General features: G+C 33.4%; 20 protein-coding genes and 1 pseudogene. 7 read left to right on the forward strand and 14 right to left on the reverse strand.

Annotated features, from left to right (window positions below; genetic code table 11):
- Window positions 1-25 precede the first annotated feature (25 nt).
- The 14 genes and pseudogenes from arsM to ASC41_RS01595 all read right to left on the reverse strand — a co-directional run bounded on the left by arsM (window position 26) and on the right by ASC41_RS01595 (window position 14,294).
- Window positions 26-994 (reverse strand): arsenosugar biosynthesis arsenite methyltransferase ArsM, encoded by a 969-nt coding sequence (gene arsM / locus ASC41_RS01530; protein ID WP_055434885.1) that lies wholly within the window; start codon window positions 992-994, stop codon window positions 26-28.
- 38 nt (window positions 995-1,032) lie between these two features.
- Window positions 1,033-1,845, reverse strand: a complete 813-nt coding sequence (locus ASC41_RS01535; protein WP_055435063.1) for a purine-nucleoside phosphorylase — start codon at window positions 1,843-1,845, stop codon at window positions 1,033-1,035.
- 4 nt (window positions 1,846-1,849) lie between these two features.
- On the reverse strand, window positions 1,850-2,581 hold the full coding sequence (locus ASC41_RS01540) for a DM13 domain-containing protein (RefSeq protein ID WP_055434886.1): 732 nt from the start codon (window positions 2,579-2,581) through the stop codon (window positions 1,850-1,852).
- Between the two features lie 12 nt (window positions 2,582-2,593).
- The gene (locus ASC41_RS01545; RefSeq protein ID WP_055434887.1) at window positions 2,594-3,193 is read right to left on the reverse strand and encodes a TIGR04282 family arsenosugar biosynthesis glycosyltransferase; all 600 of its coding nucleotides are present in this window, start codon (window positions 3,191-3,193) and stop codon (window positions 2,594-2,596) included.
- Window positions 3,194-3,203: 10 nt separating this feature from the next.
- Window positions 3,204-3,752: a rhodanese-like domain-containing protein gene (locus tag ASC41_RS01550; protein WP_055434888.1), complete on the reverse strand. Its 549-nt coding sequence runs from the start codon at window positions 3,750-3,752 to the stop codon at window positions 3,204-3,206.
- An 18-nt stretch (window positions 3,753-3,770) separates the two neighbouring features.
- Window positions 3,771-4,598, reverse strand: a complete 828-nt coding sequence (locus tag ASC41_RS01555; RefSeq protein ID WP_055434889.1) for a metallophosphoesterase family protein — start codon at window positions 4,596-4,598, stop codon at window positions 3,771-3,773.
- Between the two features lie 2 nt (window positions 4,599-4,600).
- On the reverse strand, window positions 4,601-5,935 hold the full coding sequence (locus tag ASC41_RS01560; RefSeq protein ID WP_055434890.1) for a sodium:solute symporter family transporter: 1,335 nt from the start codon (window positions 5,933-5,935) through the stop codon (window positions 4,601-4,603).
- A 3-nt stretch (window positions 5,936-5,938) separates the two neighbouring features.
- On the reverse strand, window positions 5,939-7,384 hold the full coding sequence (locus ASC41_RS01565; RefSeq protein ID WP_055434891.1) for a SusD/RagB family nutrient-binding outer membrane lipoprotein: 1,446 nt from the start codon (window positions 7,382-7,384) through the stop codon (window positions 5,939-5,941).
- A 10-nt stretch (window positions 7,385-7,394) separates the two neighbouring features.
- Window positions 7,395-10,585 (reverse strand): annotated as a pseudogene (locus ASC41_RS01570) (SusC/RagA family TonB-linked outer membrane protein).
- 60 nt (window positions 10,586-10,645) lie between these two features.
- The gene (locus tag ASC41_RS01575; RefSeq protein WP_055434892.1) at window positions 10,646-11,329 is read right to left on the reverse strand and encodes a TIGR04282 family arsenosugar biosynthesis glycosyltransferase; all 684 of its coding nucleotides are present in this window, start codon (window positions 11,327-11,329) and stop codon (window positions 10,646-10,648) included.
- Window positions 11,330-11,398: 69 nt separating this feature from the next.
- Window positions 11,399-12,463 (reverse strand): arsenosugar biosynthesis radical SAM (seleno)protein ArsS, encoded by a 1,065-nt coding sequence (gene arsS, locus ASC41_RS01580; RefSeq protein ID WP_055434893.1) that lies wholly within the window; start codon window positions 12,461-12,463, stop codon window positions 11,399-11,401.
- Window positions 12,464-12,555: 92 nt separating this feature from the next.
- Window positions 12,556-12,891 (reverse strand): arsenosugar biosynthesis-associated peroxidase-like protein, encoded by a 336-nt coding sequence (locus ASC41_RS01585; protein ID WP_055434894.1) that lies wholly within the window; start codon window positions 12,889-12,891, stop codon window positions 12,556-12,558.
- 130 nt (window positions 12,892-13,021) lie between these two features.
- Entirely contained in the window at window positions 13,022-13,246 is a 225-nt protein-coding gene (locus ASC41_RS01590) for a hypothetical protein (protein WP_055435064.1), read from the reverse strand.
- A gap of 574 nt (window positions 13,247-13,820) precedes the next feature.
- A complete protein-coding gene (locus tag ASC41_RS01595) occupies window positions 13,821-14,294 on the reverse strand; it encodes a nucleoside deaminase (RefSeq protein ID WP_055434895.1) in 474 nt (157 codons plus the stop codon).
- Between the two features lie 392 nt (window positions 14,295-14,686).
- On the opposite strand from ASC41_RS01595, the gene ilvD reads away from it, so the two are divergent.
- The 7 genes from ilvD to ASC41_RS01630 all read left to right on the forward strand — a co-directional run bounded on the left by ilvD (window position 14,687) and on the right by ASC41_RS01630 (window position 23,793).
- Complete coding sequence (gene ilvD / locus ASC41_RS01600) at window positions 14,687-16,366, forward strand: dihydroxy-acid dehydratase (protein WP_055434896.1); 1,680 nt, start codon at window positions 14,687-14,689, stop codon at window positions 16,364-16,366.
- 32 nt (window positions 16,367-16,398) lie between these two features.
- Window positions 16,399-18,132 (forward strand): biosynthetic-type acetolactate synthase large subunit, encoded by a 1,734-nt coding sequence (gene ilvB, locus ASC41_RS01605; protein WP_055434897.1) that lies wholly within the window; start codon window positions 16,399-16,401, stop codon window positions 18,130-18,132.
- A gap of 1 nt (window position 18,133) precedes the next feature.
- Window positions 18,134-18,664, forward strand: a complete 531-nt coding sequence (gene ilvN / locus ASC41_RS01610) for an acetolactate synthase small subunit (protein ID WP_055434898.1) — start codon at window positions 18,134-18,136, stop codon at window positions 18,662-18,664.
- An 11-nt stretch (window positions 18,665-18,675) separates the two neighbouring features.
- Window positions 18,676-20,178 carry a ketol-acid reductoisomerase gene (ilvC, locus tag ASC41_RS01615; RefSeq protein WP_055434899.1) on the forward strand — a complete coding sequence of 501 codons (1,503 nt, stop codon included), beginning with the start codon at window positions 18,676-18,678 and terminating at the stop codon, window positions 20,176-20,178.
- A gap of 84 nt (window positions 20,179-20,262) precedes the next feature.
- On the forward strand, window positions 20,263-21,531 hold the full coding sequence (gene ilvA, locus ASC41_RS01620; protein ID WP_055434900.1) for a threonine ammonia-lyase IlvA: 1,269 nt from the start codon (window positions 20,263-20,265) through the stop codon (window positions 21,529-21,531).
- Between the two features lie 401 nt (window positions 21,532-21,932).
- Window positions 21,933-22,568 carry a GNAT family N-acetyltransferase gene (locus tag ASC41_RS01625; protein WP_055434901.1) on the forward strand — a complete coding sequence of 212 codons (636 nt, stop codon included), beginning with the start codon at window positions 21,933-21,935 and terminating at the stop codon, window positions 22,566-22,568.
- 28 nt (window positions 22,569-22,596) lie between these two features.
- Window positions 22,597-23,793 (forward strand): argininosuccinate synthase, encoded by a 1,197-nt coding sequence (locus ASC41_RS01630; RefSeq protein WP_055435065.1) that lies wholly within the window; start codon window positions 22,597-22,599, stop codon window positions 23,791-23,793.
- Window positions 23,794-23,878: the final 85 nt, after the last annotated feature.

The raw sequence follows: 23,878 nt of genomic DNA on the forward strand, positions 1-23,878 counted from the left end.
TTTTGTTTTTATTTAAAGTTGTTTACTAACAACATCCTCCACCATCGTAATGGTAAGTAGATTCGCTAATAAAAATATCGTCTCTTCCTAAAGCGGCGATATCTCCTGCTGTTTTATCGCAAATAGCAATAGGTTGGTTTTTTAATAGAATGTGTCCTTTTTTATCGTCAAAATAATCTTCGCTTCCATAATAAATAGCTGCTTTACCTGTAAAAATACATGGTCCATCTTCTGGCATTGGATCTTTAATGGCTGCAACTTCAATAGACTCTATGTAAATTAATTCTTCGGTAGGATAATTTTTAGGATCTAATATTCTATAAGGTTTACGGGCTCTAATTTCTATAGTACCAAAACCAGCATCTGTTAACGCCTTTACGTATTCAGCAATTGGTAAGCTTCCGCTTAAGCATAAAGCACGTAATCTATCGTCGTTACGTAAAGTATCATTCATTGGTTGCTCGCAAGTAGGATCACTCATTACAAGTTTTCCATGAGGTTTTAAAACGCGATACATTTCTTCTATAGCTTTCTTTAAATCTTCAGCTTTAAAAATATTGAATAAACAGTTTTGTGCAGCGACATCTATAGAACTGTCTTCAACATTTAAATTCAAAGCATCTCCTTTTACAAGATCTACAAATTCACTTTTAAACCAATCGTTTTGTGCTTCGGCTTCTAAAAAGTTTTTCTTTGAAGCTTCTAGCATTTCATCTACAACATCTACACCAATAACGCCTCCTTTCTGACGGTTAAAATATGCGAATTGTAACAACTCCATACCACCACCAACACCTACGTAAAGCATTTTTGGGTTGTTGGTTAAGTCTCTTGCATTTACAGTGCTACCACAACCGTAATTCATTTCCTGCATTATTTTTGGGATCTTTAAACCTGGTAATTCCCAAATAGGATTGGTTGTACAGCATAGCCCAACATCAGGAGTTAGTGCTGCTTCTTTGTATAAATCGTTTGTTGCGTCTAAGTAGCTCATTTTTTTATTTTTTTGTCATTGCGAAGAATGAAATGACGTTATAAACTTTTTATTAAATTTTTAAATAATGTAATCATATCTGGTTCTGCTTTACCTGCCATAGCAATAATTTCGCTAATATCTACAGGTTTAAGGTTGTCTGGATCGCATTCGTCAGTTAATACAGAAACAGCAGCTACTTTTAGATTTAAATGATTAGCTACTATAATTTCTGGTACTGTGCTCATTCCAACAGCGTCTGCACCAATAAGTTTAAGCATTCTATATTCTGCTCTTGTTTCTAATTGTGGACCAACAACACTTGCATAAACACCTTCGTGTAATGTTATGTTATTTGCTTTAGCAATGGCTTTAAATTTAGCATTGATTTCTAAATCGTAAGGCGCACTCATATCTGCAAAACGTTCGCCTAATGTTTCAACACCTTTAAATGCTAATGGAGAGCCACCTTGTAAATTAATATGGTCATCTATAAGCATTAATTCACCTTTTTTATAATCAAGGTTAATGGCTCCAGAGGCATTAGAAACCAATAATGTTTTAATACCTAGTTTTTCCATTACACGAACAGGATATGTTACATCTTGTAATGTATAACCTTCATATAAATGAAAACGACCTTGCATAACAATTACTGTTTTACCTTCTAAGGTTCCATAAATTAATTTGCCTTTATGGAATTCTACTGTTGCAGTAGGAAAGTTTGGAATATGGTTATAGCTAACTTCTTTAATAATTTCAACTTCATTGATAAGTTGACCTAAACCGGTTCCTAGAATAATTCCAATTTCAGGACTTTTAAATCCTTTCTCTTGTAAATATTCTACAGTTTCATTTATAAATTTTATCATTAATTTATTGCTTAACAAGCTTCTTTGTAATACGCTTACCTTCGGCTTTAATTTCTACCAAATATACGCCAGAATTTAATGAAGATAAATTTATAGTTTGATTTCTTAGAGAAATAGCATTAGTTTCTAATACTTTTTTACCAAGTATATTATATAAGTTTATGTCTAAATTTAACTGTTTAGGATTCGAAATCTCAATCTGATTGTTTGTAGGGTTTGGGTAAAAAGAGACGTTGTTTAACAACTCATTTTCGTTAATACTTAATGAAGCGCAATTGGTAGAGTCAAAAGAAGTAAAAGTTCCTAGATCCCAAAATTGGTCAAATGAGAAGCAGTAAAAAAATACTTTGTCGTAATCTTCTATTGTATCACCACTTGGTATTGAGATGGTAAACGATTTTGCACCATTAATAGATGTTGTATTATCACCAACTATTCCAAATTCTATAGTATCTAAATTAGTAATTAATGTGTTTTTTATTGTAGTATCCGATGCGCCATTAGATTTTACAAAATAAGCTCTTACATCAGGACCATCAGCAGTCATGAAATTATCACCTAAATCTAAAGTTACTGTATTATCAGTATTTACTGTAACATTAACATCTCCCGATATATTGTACATTGGTACAGATGTATTGTTATTAAAGCCACTTACGTTTTCTACGCATTGTGCATGTGTTAATTGAAAAAAAGCCGCAAAAAATGCAGCTAAATAAAGTAGTTTTGTTTTCATAGTCGTTTTGTTTTATTTTAAATATTTATTAAAAATATCGTAAGGCTTTAAGTCTTCGACATAATCTATGTCGTTTAAAGTCTCTAAAACATACAGACTAGATGTTAATTTTGAGATGGTTTGTTTGTAAACCGTTTCGGTTCCCCAATTTTCAATATCGAAAACAGATGGATTAAGTGTTTTCATACCTAATAGATAATAACCACCATCTTCTGCAGGACCAATAACATTATCGTGAGTATCTAATTGTATAAAAGCTTGATTTATTATTTCTGTATTTAAGTCGTATAAATCGCTACCAACAATTATTATTTTTTCGTAACCTTTTTTAAACCCATTTTCGAAAGCATTTTTCATGCGTTCGCCTAAGTCGTTACCAAATTGTTGGTGTTTAGAAAATACTTGTGAATCCCAAATATCATTCTCTCTAATTTTAACCGAATAATAAACCGCTCTATCACAATCTAATTTAGACAAGACCTCTTTGGTGTGTTCTAATAAAAATTTATAAACCTCTAGAGCAGAAGCTTCTCCAATGCTTTTTGCTAAACGCGATTTTACCTTGCCTAATTCAGGATTTCTAGTAAATGTTATGATGAGGTTTTTGTGCATTCTCGTTTAATTATTTTTTAGACTTTTTATTTTTATTTTTGCTTTTCTTTTTAGATTTAGGCTCTTCTTCATAAATTTTCTCGCCTTTTTCTAACCATTTACTCCAATCTTTATTGAAAGTATGTACTTTTTCTGTTTCTTTTTCTTCGGAATCTAAAACAATGAAATCTTTGTTTTTCCATTCAAAAATTCCTCCATACAAATTATAAACATTTGTGTAACCTGCTTTTTTTAGTTTTTCGCCAACGGTTTCACTTCTAATACCTAAAGAGCAATACACTACTATTTTTTCATCTTTATTAGGGTATTGTTTTTCAACTGAAGCAATATCGAAATCATCATAACCCACACAAACAGCATTTTCTATATGGCTAACTTTGTATTCTTTAGGTTCTCTAGAGTCAAAAAGTATGGCTTCTGTTTTTGGCATTGCTAGTTCTTCAACTGTAATGTAAGGCACGCCTTTATCATTATATTGTTTAAGAAGAGCGTCTAAGTTTTTTTGAGCTATTGCTTCCGCAGAAAAAAAAGTAAAAAAGAGTATCAGTATGTATTTCATAATAATTAAAATAATGATTTATAGTGTAATCCCAAAACCTTGTAAGCCACTTTCTACAGCAGGTAATATTTCGGTATTATCCCAAATACCAGTAATTATTGTTCTGGCATATTCTTCGGGTAATAAACCATTTTGCATGAGTTTATTAGTAAGCTTATAGTTATAGTCGAGATTATGGTGCGAGAATTTCATTTCTCCGTTACTATCGTCTAAAATAGCATACCAAACTTGTGGAGAACCATCGTTTGCAGGCATGCCAATAACACCAGGATTTAACCATAATTTATCGTCTTTTTCTTGGTTAAATGGCAAACCGCAATGTCCAGCAATAATGACATCGCTTTGCGTTTTTTTAAAGTTTTTGGCTTTTATTTCCCAATCGGTAGACTTAAAAATAAATTCTGAAACATTAAAATAATCACCATGTACAACAATTGCTTTTTTTCCAGCATAAGTAAACGTAAGATGGTCTGGTAAGGTTGCTAAATATTCTATTGAATTTTTAGATAGTTTACTCTGTGCAAACGGATACCATAATTTTGAAAAACCATCGCAACGCGAGCCTTCGGTAAAATCGCAACCACAATCTTCGGCATTTTCGCCTAATTGTATTTCTACGTTACCTAAAATACCTTTTGCTTTCCAGATTTTTAATAATTGTACAGTCTCTTCAGGCTGCGCACAATAGCCAACAATATCTCCTGTGCAAATACAGTTTTCTGCAGGAATGTTTTCTTTTTCGGCAATAGCTTTTAAAGCTTCAAGTGCTTGTAGATTACTATAAACACCACCAAAGAGCAATGTTTTTCCTTTTAATACGCCTAAATCTGTTATTTTTTTATCCATATTTATTTACTTAACCACTTTGGTATAAAATACACTGTAATACAACTTATAATGCCCCAAACATTTACCCAAAGTAAATCGGCATACTTTCCTTCTGTAAAAATTAATGCTTGTGGAAAGGCTTTAAAAACTAATAGAAAACCAAAAATTAAGCCACAAAATGTACTTAGATAGAAACTAATTTTTGGAACTTTAATATTCCAAAACAGAAAAACTGGTGTTAAACCAATAACCATGGTTCCAGAAATTGTTGTTGCTGATAGGATTTCGGCATCTAAAAAAACCGGTAATGTTCCTAAAATTGCAATTGCAGCCATAGATGCTCTTCCAAAAGTAAGATCTTTTACCATGCCTAAGTCTATCGCTAATAATTTTGAAAATGATGAAAATGTAGAGTCTAAAGTTGATGCAGCAGAGGTTATCATTATAAAATTAATAACTAATAATATAACGACTCCAAATGCTTTGCCAACTTCTACGGCTGCTTGACCTTTAAAACCTTGAGTTTGCGCATACACGCCAATGACACTAAAAAGGATAATGCAAATAGCACCTAATAAGCTGGCCCATAAAAAACTTTTACGTGTTACTTTTGGTGAGCTTATAAATGCTCGGTCTGTTAAAACGGGATCGTGAAACGGATAGCTAAAAGACTGAATAATGGCTGCGAAAAACAAGTTCAACCCTAATTCGAAAGTCCAAGAACCAGAACTAACAATATCTGAAGTACTAAAATCTTCGATTGAAAAAATATTCCATAAAATGACTATTAGTAAAACAGCAAATAATACCATTTGTATAATATCTGTAAAAATAGAACTGCTTAAACCACCTTTAATAGCATAAGCTAAAGTTAATACCGTAAATACGATAATAGCTAAATAATAGTTTTTACTACCGGATGCTCCAAAATAACTACCAATAACCATAGTGTTACTCCAGACTTCATTAAATAAACGAATAGCAATAAGAATGGAAAATAAAGCCATAGCTCCTTTACCAAATTTTGTAGTTAAGAACTGATGAATACTTTTAAATCCACCAACGGTTCTCATTTTATAAATAAGTAAACCGGCTACTGCAAAGGACAAATAATAACCAGCATAAGCTACGCCACCAACAATACCAAAATCTAAACCTAAATTTGCGGCATTGGTTATGCTTTTGGCAAAAATCCAAGAGATAATAAGGCTTCCAGTTAGTACTAAAGTATTTGGCGCTTTCTTTTTATGGACTGCCTTAAAAAATTCATCTGTAGTTTTTGCAAATGGAGACAATAGAAACAAGATTAAACTTGATCCTACTACTAAAATCCATTGCCATGTTTCTGTACTCATTTTTTAGTTTTCGTCCCACCAAACTGGGACATTAATACTGTTACTATTTGTAGCACTTGATGCTTCTTGATAGTTTTCGGCATTTAAAGCTTCTTCTTCTGCAGGATAAGGCATGCGAACTGGAATTAAATTATTATTTAAACTAGCAGAAATAGCATTAAATTCTGGGAAACCAGTACGTCTGTATTCTACCCAACCTTCATATCCATTAATAATATTTGCAATCCATTTTTGAGTAATAATCTGCTCTAAAGGTGTTGTGTTTGTTGCATTAAATGCTGCATTTCCAGTTAAGTAATTTATAGGCATTTCTGTTTGCCAATACTCAAAAGCTTGCGTGACTCCGGTTTCGTATAAATCTTGTGCATTTCCTGTTGTTAATCCTTTTTGGGCAGCTTCTGCTAAAGCAAAATGGACTTCCCAAGAAGTGATGAAGTTAGCATCTAAAACAGAAGTGTCTTCTCTAAAAGCACTACTTGCTAAAGAATAATCTGATAAAGCAATAGAAGTAGAAGAAGCGTCTATACCATTAATTAAACCATTAAATTCTGATGCTGCAGCGTTTGCAAAAGGTTTAAAAAAGGTGTTTATTCTTGAGTCATCTAAATCTATTAAAATGTTTTCCATGGTTTCGGATAAAACAAAATTATTAAAATCTCCAATACGTAATTGCGCTAAGCGAAAACTATTAGGATCTGTATTGGTGAAATTAAAAATAGCATTCTCACTATTTGAAGAAATATAATTGCCTTCTGTTGCAATAGCTTGTAGTTGTGAAGAAACATCTATTTTGTCTGATATTCTAAGCAACGCTTTAATTTTTAAAGCATTTGCAAATTTCACCCAAGCTTCTAAATCACCATTAAATAAAATATCACCTTCTAAAGAAATACTTTGCGAGTAGTTTTCTATGGCAATAATACCTTTATCTAAATTATCTAAAATACCATTGTCGTCCATATAAATAGATTCTTGACTATCGTAAGTTGGTGTTGCAGTACCTTCAATACCATTAAAGGCTTCAGAATAAGGGACATCTCCAAATAAATCTGTTAAGCCAGCAGCCATATAGGCTTTTAAAATTAGAGCAGGACCTTCGTAGACTGCAAAGGTGTTAATGCTTCTAGATTGATTTAAAATAATTTCATTGTCGCGTAAATTAGTGTAAAATACAGGCCAAGGATTACCACCTAATTGTGGTGATTTTAAAGCATGACGATCGAATAGGTTAAAATCTAAAGCGGTTCTATGTTGCGATAATAAATCGCCAGCAACAAAGCCTTCATAACTCATTTGCTCTCCAAAATCGTATATCACTTGTCTTAGTAATAGACTAGGTTGTACCGCGTTTGGAGCATTAGGATTTGTATTAATGTCTTCAAAATCTTTTGTGCAGCTTGTTGTTAAAACAAGCGCAAAAAAACTAAATAAGTATAATATGTTTTTCATTTGTATCTTTTTAGAAATTTAAACTTGCTTTAAAACCAAAACTACGTGATGAAGCATAACTAATATCTTCTACACCACTTACAAAGCCAGTGCCTTGTACAGCTAGTTGTTCGGGATCAAAATGCGGATTCTCGGTAATTACGAAAAGGTTTTTTCCTATTAATGCTAAATCAATTGTACCACCTTCTTTTAAGCCTAAAAAACCTTCTTTTAATTCAAAAGCATAGCCAATTGAAAACTGACGTAATTTTAAATACGAAGCATCATATACATTGTTTTCTTCATGGTTTCTATCATAAAACTGTCTGTAATAACTTTCTGCAGAAATAGCAACTGTATTTGGTTCTCCTGTTTCAGTAACACCTTCGGCAACAATTCCACCATCTGGTCTGTATTCTGTTTCTGCTAATTGTCCACCAACGTTTCCTAAAGCGCTTGTTCTAGAAACAATTTCTCCACCTTGTCTCCAGTCGAATAAAAAGCTTGCTTTCCAATTTTTATAATTAAAATCGTTATTCCAACCTAAAGTAAAATCCGGATTGTAGTTTCCAAGTTTTTGTAAATTATTATCTGCTATATAATTTCCGTTACTGTCAATAATAAACTGTCCATTGTCGTTTTTTAAATAACCAGTTCCATAAAAATCACCAATTTTTCCGCCTTCTTCCACTTGAAACCAAACCGTTTGATTTTGGCTATCGTAAATTCTGCTATAGGCTAAGGTTAATCTACCATCTGCTAGCGGTAATTCTTTAATAGTGGCTGTGTTTGTCGCAAAATTAAAAGTGGTATTCCAAGAGAAATCATTAGTTCTAACTGGTGTTATTCCTGCAATAATTTCTATTCCTTTAGATTGTACTTTTCCGCCATTTACAACTTGTTGTTCGTAACCCGAAGAAATAGGGATTGGCAATGAAATAATTTGATCTTTTGTAGTTGCGTTATAGTATGTGAAATCGAAACGTAAACGGTCTTTTAAAAAGCGTAAATCTGCTCCAAACTCATAAGAGGTTGTACTCTCAGGCTTTAAATCTGCATTCGGTATAAAATTTTGATCACTAAATGTTGGTTCGCTATTAAAAGGTGTTTGAGATACAAAAGCGCCAGATGTTTGGTAAGCATCTGTATCATTGCCAACTTGCGCAACACTGGCTCTTAATTTTACAAAAGAAATACTTTTAGGTAACTCTGTAACATTAGATAAAATAAAACTTGTTGAAACTGAAGGATAAAAGAAAGACGTATTGTCTACCGAAAAGGGAGTAGCCAATGCGCTCGACCAATCATTACGACCAGTAATATCTAAATACAAATAATCTTTATAGCCTAATTTAGCGATTCCGTAGAAGGAATTAATACGTTTTTGAGATTCAAACTGAAACACTTCAATAGGAGATGCAGCATTATTTAAATTAAAAATACCAGGTTGTGCTAAACTTACTGTTTGAGATTGTTTTGTAGAAGCTTTTTGGTCTAATCTGTTACCACCAACCGAAAAATCTAATTTAAAATCGCCAAAGTTATTATTGTAATTAAAAAGGAAATCGGTATTGACTTCTCTATAAGAAACATCGTGTTCTGCATAAGCACCACTTTGAAAACGATTACTGGAATAGGCGCGTATAAGTTGTCTGTTTTCGTAAGAATAATCCATTCCTGTTCTTACTTGTAAACTAAAATTATCTGAGAATTCATGTTTTAAGGCAAGGTTTCCAAACACACGATCACGATTAAAAGAGTTTCTGTTTTCGTATAAAATAAAATATGGATTATCGAAAAAAGTATAGTTAAAAGAATACTGTTGCACGCCTTCTAGGCCAGGTTGCCAATAGTCTTGTAAATTATTAATGTTAAGACTTCGCGGTCCCCAAGCGACTAAAGAATAATTTACATTTTCGCTACCATAACCATTAGATGGTCTGTTGTCACTACTAGAATTTGTATAAGAAATAGAAGAAGAAAAAGTAGTGTTTTCTGTAGGTTCAAAATTAAGTTTTGTAGCTACTGTTTGCCTATCTAAATTAACACCAGGAATAATAGATTCGCTTCTTAAATCTGTAAAAGATAATCTATAGTCACCTTTATCAAAACCATTAGAAATGGCAATATTATTAATAGTTGTAATTCCTGTTTTGTAAAAATCTTTAAGGTTGTCTGGGTTAGATTTTAATTCTGTGGGTGTAATAGCATTACCAGAATATAAAGCCGTATCACCACCACGAACAATTGTGCCATTGTCTAAAAGAACAGGACTATCAAACTGAGATACAAAAACACCAGCATCTAATTGTGGTCCCCAAGAATAGGAAATGTTGTCGTTTACTCCACCACCTAGGCCATCGATATATTCAAACTGTCCAGAATTTCCTTGACCATAAGTGTTTTGAAAATCAGGCAATCTAAAAGCAGAATCTACAAACAAAGAGGTGTTAATACTTATGCCTAAACCTTTGGTTTTTTTCCGTCTTTGGTCTTAATTACAATAACACCATTTGATGCTCTCGAGCCATACAATGCAGCTGCACTTGGACCTTTTAATACAGATACTTCATCAATATCGTCCGAATTAACTTCCATAGCGCCATTTCCAAAATCTATTTCTTGAAAACCTGCAGCAGCTTCGTTTGTAAAATTAAAAACGGTGTTGTTATTAATAGGAATACCATCAACTACAAATAATGGGTTGTTGTTAGAAAATGAAGCTTCACCACGAATGGTTATTTTAGAAGACGAGCCAACTCCGGTTGCGCCTTGAGAAATAGTAACACCTGCTAGTTTTCCAGATAAATTATCAAGAAAGTTAACCGATTTTACTTCTGTTATGTCCTCAGATTTTAACGATTGTACAACGTAACCTAATTCTTTGGTATCGCGCTCAAGACCTAAAGCTGTAATTACAACTTCGTCTAAGGCAGAAGCATCTTCGGTTAGTTTAATGTCAATTTGTGTGTTGTTGCTAACAGTAATGGTTTGTGTTTTAAGACCTAAATAAGAAAACTTTAATTGGCTTAGTTGATTGCTAACTTCAATAGTATAAAAACCATCTTCGTTGGTTGTTGTACCTTGATTGTTTTCTGTTGTAATGTTTACAAACGGTAAAGTGGTACCATCATTTTTACTGGTTACTGTACCAGAAATTATAATTTGTGCAAAGCTAAAACTTGATATAAGTAGCAATGCGCACAAGTAAATGTGTTTCATTAAAATATATTTTCAATAGATTATTAAAGTTGAAACGAAGTGTCTCGTTTCTTTATATGTCTATGCCGAAAATATAAATGGAGAGCCTTTGTTGTAATTTAAAGCGGTTAAATTCAGCTTTAGGAACTGAAATATATGTGTTGTTTTCGCTTTCGCGGAAGTAATAATTAGTAATAAAATACTTTTAATTAAAGTAGAAATACTTCTGAAGCTGTCTGTAATTTTTTTAGCATCAGAAAAAGTGTCAATATCAGTAAGTGTTTCTAATAGAGAGACTTTAATGTTTTTTAAGGATAGTAGGTTGGTTATGCGTTGCCTTAATTTAGAGCTTTGCCATGGTAAAGTTTTAAACTGTTTTGCATTAAATTGTTCTTTACTTATTCCCATAAGATAAAAACCACCATCTTGAGATGGACCTAAAACTAAAGTGTTAGTCTTAAGTTTTTTGTAAGCACTATTAATATGACTCACTTTTAAATGTGGTGTGTCATTACCAACAGTAATTACATTGTCGAAACCTTTATTAAAAACAGATTGAATAGCATTTGTAAAACGCTCTCCAAAGGTGTTTCCTATTTGTTGGGTTTCAGAAACAATAAAATAAGGCAATTTTGTTTGCTTTACTTTAGCTTCGATTTGTGTGTTTAAGGCTTGAAATAAAACAGTAGCATGTTGGAAAGGTTTGTTTAAACCTTCCGCTTTTGCAGAGTTTGCAAATATTAATATGGCTGTTTTATTTGTCATAAATCATCTCCATAATAGAGATTTTATGTGTTTTGTTTTTCCACGTAAGCGGTAATATTTTGATTTATTTTAAGCTACAACACCTTGGCAGCTACTTCCTGCTCCAGCAGTACAACCATAACAATGTTGAGAAATCACGATGTTTCTACCTTCTAGTAATTCTTCTTGGTATTCGCTAATGTGTTTAGATTTACTATTCACTGGTAATTCTAACATTTGGTTAAAATCACAATCAAATAAATAACCATCCCAACTTACAGACAATGTATTGGTGCACATTACGTTTTCTACAGCAGCCGGATTATAAGCTTCAACCAAAGCATACATGTAATCTTCGTAATTTTCTGAAGCAATTAAATAATCTAAAAAACGAGCGATTGGTAAATTTGTGATGGCAAATAAACTATGGAAATTAATTCCAAAATCTTCCATCAAAGCTTTTTTGAAATCTTTTTCCATTGTGGCTTGGTCACCAGGTAAATAAGCGCCATTAGGGTTGTAAACTAAATCCAACTTTAAATGACTACCAGGCATGCCATAACCGCGTTCGTTTAATTCTTGTAACGCTTTTATAGACATATCAAAAACACCTTCACCTCTTTGTTTATCAGTTTTACCTCTTGTCCAGTGTGGCATAGAAGACACAACATGAATGTTGTATTTTTTAAAAAAGTCTGGTAAATCGTAATACTTTTTATTAGCACGAATAATGGTTAAATTAGAACGTACAATAAAGTCTTTTACACCAACTTTAGAGGCTTCCTCAACAAACCATCTAAAATGTGGGTTCATTTCTGGCGCTCCACCTGTTAAATCTAACGTGTGTGCTCTAGTGGTTTTTATAACATCTAGAATTTGTTGCATGGTCTCACGCGTCATTATTTCTTTTCTATCTGGACCTGCATCAACGTGGCAATGCTCGCAAACTTGATTGCACATATAGCCAACATTAATTTGTAAAATCTCAAGCTTTTTCGCTTTTAAAGGAAACTGATTTGTTTCCGAAATCTTATTCTTGAATGTTGGTAATTCACCATTCGCAAAAATACCGTTAGATAAAATATCTAATTGCTTATTGCTTTTTGCTAAATCGCTATCTCTTTTCTGTAATGACTGTGTTTTTAATTTACCCATTGTTAAGTTTAACTGTACTGTTTACGTAAAATTTGAGGTTTTAGTTTTAGGTCGTTAGATTTATTGCTAAAAAAGTAAAAAATGGTTTCTACTTACATTTCTAGTTTATTCACTTTATTCATCATCTGAACACCGTGAACTAAAGTTGCTCCACTTTTTATAGCAGCACCAACATGTAAAGCTTCCATCATTTCTTCTTTGGTAATACCACGTTGTAATCCATCTTTAGTATAGGCGTCTATACAGTAAGGACATTGTTCTGTGTGTGCTACAGCGAGTGCTATAAGTGATTTTTCTCTTGCGGTAAGTGCACCTTCTTCGAAGACTTTACCGTAATAGTCAAAAAACTTATCACCTAACTCTGGATTCCATTCACTTATTTTTCCAAATTTTCTTAAATCTGCTGGATCGTAATACGTTTTGCTCATTATAATTTTAGTTTGTGCTAAGATATAAATCTATAATTTGTTGTCGGAGATAAATAATATACCTAACAAAAAAATGGACTTAACTTTATATATAAAGTTAAGTCCATTTTTAATTTACTAGTTTCTTTTATTAAGAAGATGGTCTTCCTTTAAGACGCTTTTCTATTTTTTGTTTTTTTTCGGTAACTCTTTTCATAACGTCCATAATCTTTTCATCCTTACTTTCTTTATAAAATTCATTTAAACCTAATATTATTGACTTACCTTTTCTTGAGGCTTTAACACGATCGCTAGTTGACATATTGCTCATTTTCATATCTTCAAACTCTTGAGCTTCTATAAGTAACGTTTCCATATAATTCTTTTTTGTATTTAATTCACAAAATAACGAAATATATTCAATTTTCGTATAAATTTCCATAATAAAAATTGATTCTTAAATTGTGAAAACCAATTACTATAAATAAAAAAGAATCAGTTACTTGCGTAGATACTAGTGATTTCAGATGAAATTAGAGTAATTAAAGTCTTCCTTTATTTTTTGAATTTGAAACTATTTTATTTTTAAAAGCATTACATTCAAGTTCTTTATAAAATAATAATGTGGAATTGGATTGAAATAGATTAATATTATTTCTTAACAAAAAATAGTTTCGCCTAGAGTATAATATACTTCCATTATTGCTGAGTATATTAAGCTTCCTAAGAATCTCCATTTTAATTTAGAACAATTATTAGCTAAAAAGGAAATCGGAATATTAACTAAAAAGAATAGTGTTAAAATAGCGTCACTTCGAGTGAAATCTCTTTTGTAAATTTTATACTTAGACTGGATTTAACACAAACATCAAGAAGTTTTTTGTTGTTTAAAGGTTCTCGATACATTTCGATGAATAAGTTCAAACACTCGAACTGACGTAATTGTTTATTTAGTATTCAGTTTTGTCAATTTTTTTAGTCCATTCTTGAAAAGGCTCTAATGCAATTTCGCGCGCTAATTGCTCAAACGGGATACTTCTTTCTGAGTATGGTAATGGAATTTCTTTATAAATAAATTCGTCATCAAAACCAATATTGGCAGCATCTACTTGATTGCTTCCGTAATATACTTTGTCTGGTCTAGCCCAGTAAATAGCGCCTAAACACATTGGACAAGGTTCACAAGAAGTGTATATTTCGCAACCATCTAATTGAAACGAGTCTAAATTTTTACAAGCATCTCTAATAGCTGTAACCTCTGCATGTGCAGTTGGATCGTTAGTAGAGGTTACTTTATTGTTTCCACGTCCTACAATTTTTCCGTCTTTAACAACGACACAACCAAATGGCCCACCTTCGTTGTTGTTCATTCCTTTTAAAGCTGCGTTTACAGCTTCTTTCATAAATTGATCTTTATTACTCATCTTGTATTTTTATTTTTTTCTAACAAGCTAATATACCATTTTTTGTTTTTTATTATTTGATTTAGGAAACCAAAAAATAATTTCTAATATTTGGGGTATCAATGAAAAAACAAGTCATTAATATCATTTCTATTATTCGCATCGTGATTATTTCACGAAGTCAGGGAATGCTATGATGAATTAAAATATATGATTTATTTAAAGCCTTCCTTTTTGGAAGGCTTTTTTTATATAAAAAAATAAGGTAATTGGGCATCATAAAAGAACTTGCTTAAGTGCTTAGTAATCAATGGCTTAATTATGTGTCGCTGATGTTGGATTTAGAGTAAAAATAAGAACTGCTAATTATCAAAGAAAAGCAAAGAAGTACTTTCGATTTATCAAATAAAGATATGAGTCAATTAAACAAATACAGTAAAACAGTAACGCAAGATCCAACACAACCAGCAGCCCAAGCTATGCTTCATGCTATTGGATTGACTAAAGAGGATTTTTTTAAACCTATTATAGGTATTGCGAGTACAGGTTATGAGGGTAATCCATGCAATATGCATCTTAATGATTTAGCAAAATTAGTTAAGGAGGGAACAAAAAATAAAGATATTATCGGTCTGATTTTTAATACTATTGGGGTTAGTGACGGTATTTCTATGGGTACTCCAGGAATGCGTTATTCGTTACCGTCTCGAGATATTATTGCAGATTCTATGGAAACGGTAGTGCAAGCTATGAGTTACGATGGTTTAATTACTGTTGTAGGTTGCGATAAAAATATGCCTGGCGCATTAATAGCTATGATTCGTTTAAATAGGCCCAGTGTTTTGGTGTATGGAGGAACTATAGATTCTGGTTGTCATAACGGACAAAAATTAGATGTCGTTTCTGCTTTCGAAGCTTGGGGAAGCAAGGTTGCTGGAACCATGGAAGAAACAGAATATCAAAACATTGTTGAAAAAGCATGTCCAGGTGCTGGAGCTTGTGGAGGAATGTATACAGCAAATACTATGGCTTCTGCAATTGAGGCTTTAGGGATGACGTTGCCTTTTAATTCTTCTAATCCTGCGCTAAGCGGTGCTAAAAAAGAAGAGTCGGTTAGAGCAGGTGAAGCCTTAAGATTGCTTTTAGAAAAAGATATAAAACCAAGTGATATAATTACTAGAAAATCGCTAGAAAACGCAGTACGATTAGTAACTATTTTAGGAGGTTCTACTAACGCAGTATTACACTTTTTAGCAATTGCAAGAGCTGCTCAAATAGATTTTACACTTAAAGATTTTCAAGATATAAGTGATAATACACCATTTTTAGCCGATTTAAAACCTAGTGGAAAATACCTAATGGAAGATGTTCATGCTGTTGGCGGAATTCCTGCAGTTATGAAATACCTGCTTAAAAAAGGAATGCTTCACGGTGATTGTTTAACTGTTACAGGAAAAACAATTGCTGAAAATTTATTAGATGTTGCCGATTTAACCGAAGGTCAAGATGTTATTAAGTCAATAGAAGATCCTATTAAAATTTCTGGACATTTAAGAATGCTTTATGGAAATTTAGCAACCGAAGGAAGTGTTGCTAAAATAACGGGAAAAGAAGGTTTGAAATTTAAAGGTAAAGCAAAAGTTTTTGAAGGCGAATATGCTGCAAATGATGGTATAAGAGACGGATTAGTAGAAAAAGGAGATGTGGTAGTCATAAGATACGAAGGTCCAAAAGGAGGTCCAGGAATGCCAGAAATGTTAAAGCCAACTGCTGCAATTATGGGAGCAGGTTTGGGTAAAGATGTCGCACTAATTACAGACGGACGTTTTTCTGGAGGAACACATGGTTTTGTTGTAGGGCATATTACTCCTGAAGCACAAGAAGGAGGGAATCTAGCACTTGTAAAAGATGGAGATGTAATTACTATTGATGCTGAAACTAATAGTATTGTTTTAGAAGTTTCAGATCAAGAATTACAAAAAAGAAGACAATCATGGAAAGCACCAGATTTAAAATTTAAAAGAGGTGTGTTGTATAAATATGCTAAAACCGTATCATCTGCATCAAAAGGATGTGTTACTGACGAGTTTTAAACAAGAAATATAATAATCCTAACAAGATTAATATGGATACAAAAACAATAAAAAAAGAAACAAACACAACGCAAACTACAGAGCGTATTTCTGGTAGCGAAGCGGTTATCAGGTGTTTGTTAGCCGAAGGAGTTGATATCCTTTACGGTTATCCTGGAGGAGCAATAATGCCTGTTTATGACGAGCTTTATAAGTATCAAGATAAAATTCATCATGTACTAACACGTCATGAGCAAGGTGCAACACATTCGGCACAAGGTTATGCGCGTATTTCTGGTAAAGTTGGTGTTGCAATAGCAACGTCAGGACCAGGAGCTACAAACTTAATTACGGGTATCGCAGATGCCCAAATAGATAGTACGCCAATGGTCTGTATTACAGGTCAAGTGGCTTCGCATTTATTGGGTAGTGATGCGTTTCAGGAGACGGATATCGTTGGTATTTCTACGCCAGTCACCAAATGGAATTGTCAGGTTACCAAAGCTTCACAGATTCCGGAAGCAATGGCTAAAGCCTTTTATATTGCTAGAAGTGGACGTCCAGGACCTGTTTTAATAGATATTACAAAGGATGCTCAGTTTGAAGAGTTCGATTTTAAATACGAAAAATGTAAAGGGGTCAGAAGTTATATTCCGATTCCAAAATTAGACCAGACTTCGGTTGAAGCTGCTGCAAAATTAATTAATGCAGCAAAAAAACCGATGATTGTTTGGGGGCAAGGTGTTATTTTAGGTGAAGCTGAAGCCGAATTTAAAGCTGTAGTCGAAAAAGCAGGAATCCCTTCTGCTTGGACTATTTTGGGAGCAGGAGCAATTCCAACCTCCCATCCTTTAAACATTGGTATGGTTGGTATGCATGGTAATTATGCACCAAATGTATTAACTAATGACTGTGATGTGTTAATTGCAATCGGTATGCGTTTTGACGATCGTGTTACTGGAAGTTTATCCACGTACGCTAAACAGGCAAAAGTGATTCATTTTGATATTGATCCAGCCGAAATAGATAAAAATGTAAAAACAGATGTGGCTGTTTTAGGTGATTCTAAAGAAAGTTTAGCCGCCTTATTGCCACTTTTAGAAGAAAAAACATATCCAGAATGGCATCAAAAGTTCAAGGATTTATATGCTATCGAATATGAAAAAGTCATAAAGCACGATTTACATCCTACAAAGGAAGGGTTGACAATGGCTGAGGTGTTAAAAGAAATTAATATCCAGACCAAAGGTGATGCGGCTATTGTAACAGATGTTGGGCAACACCAAATGATCGCTTGTCGTTATGCTAACTTCAATAAAACGAGAAGTAACATTACATCTGGTGGTTTAGGGACAATGGGCTTTGGTCTGCCTGCTGCAATTGGAGCAAAAATGGCAGCTCCAGATCGTGAGGTCATTTCTATTTCTGGAGATGGTGGTTATCAAATGACTATTCAAGAATTAGGCACCATTTTTCAGCAAAAAGCAGGCGTTAAAATCGTGGTTTTAAATAATGAGTTTTTGGGTATGGTTAGGCAATGGCAAGAGATGTTTTTTGATAGGCGCTATGCATCTACCGAAATGACAAATCCAGATTTTGTTGCTATAGCAAAAGGTTATTTTATTCCAGCAGAGAAAGTAACAAAACGTGAAGACTTAAAGGACGCTGTGGCTAAAATGATAAACACAGATGGCCCTTATTTTTTAGAGGTTTGTGTAGAAAAAGAAGGTAAAGTGTTCCCGATGATACCAACAGGAGCATCAGTTTCAGAAGTAAGACTAGAATAATATGAGCGCAGAAAAACAATTATATACAGTATCTGTTTATACTGAAAACAATATAGGGTTGTTGAATAGAATTTCAGCAATATTCCAAAGAAGACATATCAATATAGAGAGCTTAAATACGTCGCCGTCAGAAATTGAAAGTGTGTCTAGATTTACGATTGTGATAAATATGACTGAAGATAATATTAAAAAAATTATAGGTCAGATAGAAAAGCAAGTCGAGGTTATTAAGGCTTATTATCACACAGAAGACGAGATTATTTATCAAGAGTCTTGCATTTTTAAAATGAGATCAGCTTTGTTATTTGATGAGCGTCAAATTCAGAATATTATTAAAGAAAGTAACGCAAGAATTGTGACAGTAAATCGTGAGTTTTTTGTGATTGAAAAATCAGGACGAAAAGAGGAAATCGAATTATTACATAGAGAGTTAAGTGCTTTTGGGATCATGCAATTTACACGTTCAGGACGTATTGCAGTATCTAAAGAAGAAATGAAAATATCAACAATGCTAGAAGCATTCCAACATTAAAAAACAATACAATGTCAAATTACTTTAACACATTATCATTAAGAAATCAATTAGATCAATTAGGTAAATGTAGATTCATGGATGCTTCAGAGTTTGAAGATGGTGTAAATGCATTAAAAGGAAAAAAAATTGTAATTGTTGGTTGTGGTGCACAAGGTTTAAACCAAGGTTTAAACATGAGAGATTCTGGTTTAGATATTTCGTATACATTAAGACAGGTTGCGATTGATGAACAGCGTGAGTCTTTTAAAAACGCTAATTCTAACGGATTTACTGTTGGGACTTATGACGAGTTAATTCCTACTGCAGATTTAGTATTGAATTTAACACCAGATAAGCAACACACAAACGTGGTAAAAGCGGTAATGCCTTTAATGAAAAAAGGCGCAACATTAAGCTATTCTCATGGATTTAATATTGTTGAAGAAGGTACAAAAGTAAGAGAGGATATTACCGTAATTATGGTTGCTCCAAAGTGTCCAGGAACAGAAGTTAGAGAAGAGTATAAACGTGGTTTTGGTGTGCCAACATTAATTGCTGTGCATCCAGAAAACGACCCAGAAAATAAAGGTTGGGCTCAGGCAAAAGCTTATGCTGCTGCAACTGGTGGTCATCGTGCAGGAGTGTTGGAATCGTCTTTTGTTGCTGAGGTGAAAAGTGATTTAATGGGAGAGCAAACTATTTTATGTGGTTTACTTCAAACAGGAGCCATTTTGTCATTCGATAAAATGGTTGCAGAAGGTATTGAACCTGGTTATGCTGGAAAATTAATTCAGTTTGGTTGGGAGACTATTACGGAAGCCTTAAAGCATGGTGGAATTACAAATATGATGGATCGTTTATCTAATCCAGCAAAAATTAAAGCGTATCAATTATCAGAAGAATTAAAAGATATCATGCGTCCGTTATTCGAAAAGCATATGGACGATATTATCTCTGGTCATTTTTCAGAAACAATGATGGAAGATTGGGCAAATGATGATGTGAATCTTTTAAAATGGAGAGCTGCAACTGGCGAAACTGCTTTTGAGAAAACAGCATTAACTCCGGATCATATTTCTGAACAAGAGTATTTTGATCACGGAACATTATTAGTAGCATTTGTAAAATCTGGTGTGGAACTGGCGTACGAAACGATGGTAAGTGCGGGAATTATTGCTGATTCTGCATATTACGAGTCGCTTCACGAGTTACCATTAATAGCGAATACAATTGCTAGAAAAAAATTATTTGAAATGAACAGAGTCATTTCTGATACAGCAGAATATGGGTGTTATTTATTTGACCATGCTTGTAAACCGTTATTAACAGATTTTATGAAAACGGTTGAAACAGATATAATTGGTAAATCATTTTCTGCAACAACAGGGGTTGATAATATCGAATTAATAGCAGTAAACGATGCGATTAGAAATCATCCAATCGAAGCAGTCGGAAAACGATTAAGAGCTGCAATGACAGCAATGAAGATTATAAAATCAGATGTTAAAACAGCAGCATCAGTTTTAGCGTAAAAGCTATAAAAGAGGTCATATCAAACACAGTCAAAGTGTTTCATTTATAACACAAAAATATTTCCACTGTCGTGGGAAATAAATATGGAAGAAACCAAAACAACATACAGGCCCACTTTAGAAGCTGTTGAGGCTGCTGCCGAAAAATTAAGAGGCGTTGCTACCGTAACGCCTTTAATTTCAAACATGCGATATTCAAAGCAATTTGAAGCAAATATCATGTTTAAACGCGAAGACTTGCAGCAAGTACGGTCTTATAAAATTAGAGGGGCTTATAATAAAATGTCGTCTTTAACTGAAGCAGAAGCAGAAAAAGGAATTGTATGTGCAAGTGCAGGAAATCATGCGCAAGGTGTGGCATTGTCTTGTAAATTATTAAAAATAAAAGGGACTATTTTTATGCCTTCTCCAACACCAAATCAAAAGGTGGAACAGGTTAAAATGTTCGGAGAGGATTATATAGAAGTAGTATTAGTGGGCGATACGTTTGATGATGCGTATCATGCCGCAATGGAGGATTGCGAACGTTTAAACAAAGCGTTTATTCATCCGTTTAATGATAAAAAAGTTATTGAAGGTCAAGCAACGGTTGGTCTAGAGATTATAGATCAAACGGAGTTTCATCCAATAGATTACGTTTTTGTGCCTATTGGAGGTGGTGGTTTATCTTCAGGCTTGTCGTCTGTTTTTAAGTTATTATCACCACACACAAAAATTATAGGTGTGGAGCCAAAAGGGGCACCTTCCATGTTAACGTCTATAAGAAATAATAAAAACACCGAGTTAGATGAGATCGATAGTTTTGTCGATGGTGCAGCGGTCAAGCGTGTTGGTGATTTAAATTTTGCTATTTGTAAAGAGACATTACATCGTGTGGTTACTGTAGATGAAGGTAAGATTTGCCAAACCATTTTAGATTTATACAATAAAGAAGCGATTGTAGCAGAGCCTGCAGGGGTTTTAAGTTTATCTGCTTTAGAATATTTTAAAGAAGAAATTAAAGGTAAAAATGTAGTTTGTGTTATTAGCGGAAGTAATAACGATATTACACGGACTGCCGAAATCAAAGAGCGCGCGCTATTGTATGCTGATTTAAAGCACTATTTTATTGTTAAGTTTCCGCAACGTTCAGGAGCATTAAGAGATTTTGTTGTTGATATTTTGGGTGATACAGATGATATTACTCATTTTGAATACACTAAAAAAGCCAATCGTGAAAATGATGTTGCAGTAGTTGGAATTGAGTTAAAATCTCCAAACGATTTAGAGCCATTAATTACTAAAATGAAACGTCATAATTTTTATGGAGATTATCTAAATGATAAGCCAGATTTATTTCAGTTTTTAGTGTGATTTTGATAATTATGACCTTAAATACTTTCAAATTCGTAAAAATTCATCAAAAATGACACAAAATCACGTTTTGTATCAAATTAAATTATACGTTTGCACCATGTTTACATCACTAAATAAAAACGAAAGACCCACAAGTTTGCCAGCGCGCAGACGACGTCGCTAATACGCATACTTCAAGCTTTTAGTTAATAGTTTTTATTTTTTTTCAAACAGTGAACAATTCAATACAAATAGTTTCTTTTTTAAATACAGTTATTAGAAATAATAACAGGATAACCCTACGTCCAATTTTCCGTCGTCGCCCTTAGGGTGTACTTCTATTTATAGAACTAAGGTGAGTCCGGTTCTGCTTTCAAAAACAAAAATTATTACATTTTTTAATTTAAAATTCAATTACAATGGAAATTGTTATTGCTGATAAATCGCATAGTATTTACGCAGATATTATTTGCAACACTATTGCTGACGCTGCTCAAGTTAGAGGAACTGGGATTGCAAAACGTAAGCCGGAATATGTTATTACCAAAATGGAAAATGGCAATGCTGTTATCGCATTAGAGGGCGATAAATTTGCAGGATTTTGTTATATCGAACAATGGGGTCATGGTAAATTTGTAGCTAATTCTGGATTAATTGTACATCCAGATTTTAGAAACATTGGCTTAGCTAAACAAATCAAACAGAAAATATTTGTGCATTCTAGAACCAAGTTTCCGGATGCTAAAGTATTTAGTATCACTACAGGTTTAGCGGTTATGAAAATGAATAGCGACTTAGGCTATAAACCAGTGACGTTTTCAGAATTAACAGACGATCAATCCTTTTGGAATGGTTGTCAAACCTGTAAAAACTTTGATGTTTTAACCAGGACTGAACAAAAAATGTGCTTGTGTACAGGAATGTTGTATGATCCTTCTAAAAAGGAAGCAACAAAACCAGTCGCAAATAATCATGATAAAAAAGTATGGACCAGATTGAAAAATATTAAGCAATCTATGTTTTTAAAAAAAGAAAAGAATGAAAAAAGCGAATAAATCCGATAATGCTTTCTCTTTGGGAAAGATGTCAGAGAGTGACAGAAAGGGGAAATTAGTCATAGCATATAGTGGCGGATTAGATACATCCTATTGTGCAGTAAGTTTAAGTAAAGCAGGTTACGATGTGCATGCGGTAAGCGTAAATACGGGTGGTTTTTCTGATGAAGAAATTAAAACTATCGAAGCTAATGCCTATAAAATGGGTGTGTCAACCTATAAAAATATTGACGCAATTGCCTCGTATTATGATAAAGTGATTAAGTATTTAATCTTCGGAAATGTTTTGAAGAACAATACCTATCCGTTGTCTGTTAGTGCAGAACGTATTATTCAAGCAATCGAAATTATCGAATATGCAAAAAGTATTGATGCGGAATATATCGCACACGGAAGCACGGGAGCTGGAAATGATCAAGTACGTTTTGATATGATTTTTCAAACGTTAGCGCCACATATTAAAATCATCACGCCAATTAGAGACGGAAGTTTAAGCAGACAACAAGAAATTGATTACTTAAAAGAAAACGGTATCGAAGCTTCTTGGGAAAAGGCAAAATATTCTGTTAATAAAGGGCTTTGGGGAACAAGTGTTGGTGGAGAAGAAACATTAACATCAGAAAAGCCATTACCAGAAAGTGCTTATCCTTCTCAATTAAAACATGCGGAAGACGAAAAAGTGACATTAACCTTTTTGAAAGGTGAATTGGTTGCTGTAAACGGAGTTGAAAACGTATCAGACGTAAATATTGAAGCCTTAAATAACTTGGCGTCTGGGTATGCTATTGGAAGAGATATTCACGTTGGAGATACAATAGTTGGTATTAAAGGTCGTGTTGGTTTTGAGGCTGCAGGAGCTTTGGTGATTATAAAAGCGCATCATTTATTAGAAAAGCATACGTTGACTAAATGGCAATTACAACACAAGGATTATATGTCAAATTTCTACGGAATGCATTTGCATGAAGGGCAATATTTAGATCCTGTAATGCGAGACATGGAAGCCTTTTTGCAAAGTAGCCAAGACAAAGTGTCGGGAGATGTTTTTGTGACCTTAAAACCATACCGTTTTACCGTAGACGGAATTAGCTCTAAACATGATTTAATGAATGCAAAGTTTGGAAGTTATGGCGAAGAAAATAAAGGTTGGACTGCTGAGGAGGCTAAAGGCTTTATCAAAATAGTTGGTAATCAAAATAAGATTTATCAACAAGTAAATAATTAATTGAATGAGACCTGTTAGGTTTTAAAAACCTGACAGGTCTGAAGTCAGTTGAACTAAAATATTCCCATTTTCGAGGGAAATAGAC

It is taken from the genome of Lacinutrix algicola, from assembly GCF_001418085.1.
GTDB classification, from domain to species: Bacteria; Bacteroidota; Bacteroidia; order Flavobacteriales; family Flavobacteriaceae; genus Lacinutrix; species Lacinutrix algicola.

Bases quoted from the DNA above. Each gene is read 5' to 3' on its own strand.
- ASC41_RS01625 (WP_055434901.1), top strand. From the start codon at position 21,933: ATGGAAATTGTTATTGCTGATAAATCGCATAGTATTTACGCAGATATT.
- ASC41_RS01585 (WP_055434894.1), bottom strand. From the start codon at position 12,891: ATGAGCAAAACGTATTACGATCCAGCAGATTTAAGAAAATTTGGAAAA.
- ASC41_RS01545 (WP_055434887.1), bottom strand. From the start codon at position 3,193: ATGCACAAAAACCTCATCATAACATTTACTAGAAATCCTGAATTAGGC.
- ASC41_RS01535 (WP_055435063.1), bottom strand. From the start codon at position 1,845: ATGATAAAATTTATAAATGAAACTGTAGAATATTTACAAGAGAAAGGA.
- ASC41_RS01565 (WP_055434891.1), bottom strand. From the start codon at position 7,384: ATGAAAAACATATTATACTTATTTAGTTTTTTTGCGCTTGTTTTAACA.
- ilvD (WP_055434896.1), top strand. From the start codon at position 14,687: ATGAGTCAATTAAACAAATACAGTAAAACAGTAACGCAAGATCCAACA.
- ilvN (WP_055434898.1), top strand. From the start codon at position 18,134: ATGAGCGCAGAAAAACAATTATATACAGTATCTGTTTATACTGAAAAC.
- ASC41_RS01550 (WP_055434888.1), bottom strand. From the start codon at position 3,752: ATGAAATACATACTGATACTCTTTTTTACTTTTTTTTCTGCGGAAGCA.
- ASC41_RS01575 (WP_055434892.1), bottom strand. From the start codon at position 11,329: ATGACAAATAAAACAGCCATATTAATATTTGCAAACTCTGCAAAAGCG.
- ilvB (WP_055434897.1), top strand. From the start codon at position 16,399: ATGGATACAAAAACAATAAAAAAAGAAACAAACACAACGCAAACTACA.
- arsS (WP_055434893.1), bottom strand. From the start codon at position 12,463: ATGGGTAAATTAAAAACACAGTCATTACAGAAAAGAGATAGCGATTTA.
- ASC41_RS01560 (WP_055434890.1), bottom strand. From the start codon at position 5,935: ATGAGTACAGAAACATGGCAATGGATTTTAGTAGTAGGATCAAGTTTA.
- ASC41_RS01595 (WP_055434895.1), bottom strand. From the start codon at position 14,294: ATGAGTAATAAAGATCAATTTATGAAAGAAGCTGTAAACGCAGCTTTA.
- ASC41_RS01590 (WP_055435064.1), bottom strand. From the start codon at position 13,246: ATGGAAACGTTACTTATAGAAGCTCAAGAGTTTGAAGATATGAAAATG.
- ASC41_RS01630 (WP_055435065.1), top strand. From the start codon at position 22,597: ATGTCAGAGAGTGACAGAAAGGGGAAATTAGTCATAGCATATAGTGGC.
- ilvA (WP_055434900.1), top strand. From the start codon at position 20,263: ATGGAAGAAACCAAAACAACATACAGGCCCACTTTAGAAGCTGTTGAG.
- ASC41_RS01555 (WP_055434889.1), bottom strand. From the start codon at position 4,598: ATGGATAAAAAAATAACAGATTTAGGCGTATTAAAAGGAAAAACATTG.
- ilvC (WP_055434899.1), top strand. From the start codon at position 18,676: ATGTCAAATTACTTTAACACATTATCATTAAGAAATCAATTAGATCAA.
- ASC41_RS01540 (WP_055434886.1), bottom strand. From the start codon at position 2,581: ATGAAAACAAAACTACTTTATTTAGCTGCATTTTTTGCGGCTTTTTTT.
- arsM (WP_055434885.1), bottom strand. From the start codon at position 994: ATGAGCTACTTAGACGCAACAAACGATTTATACAAAGAAGCAGCACTA.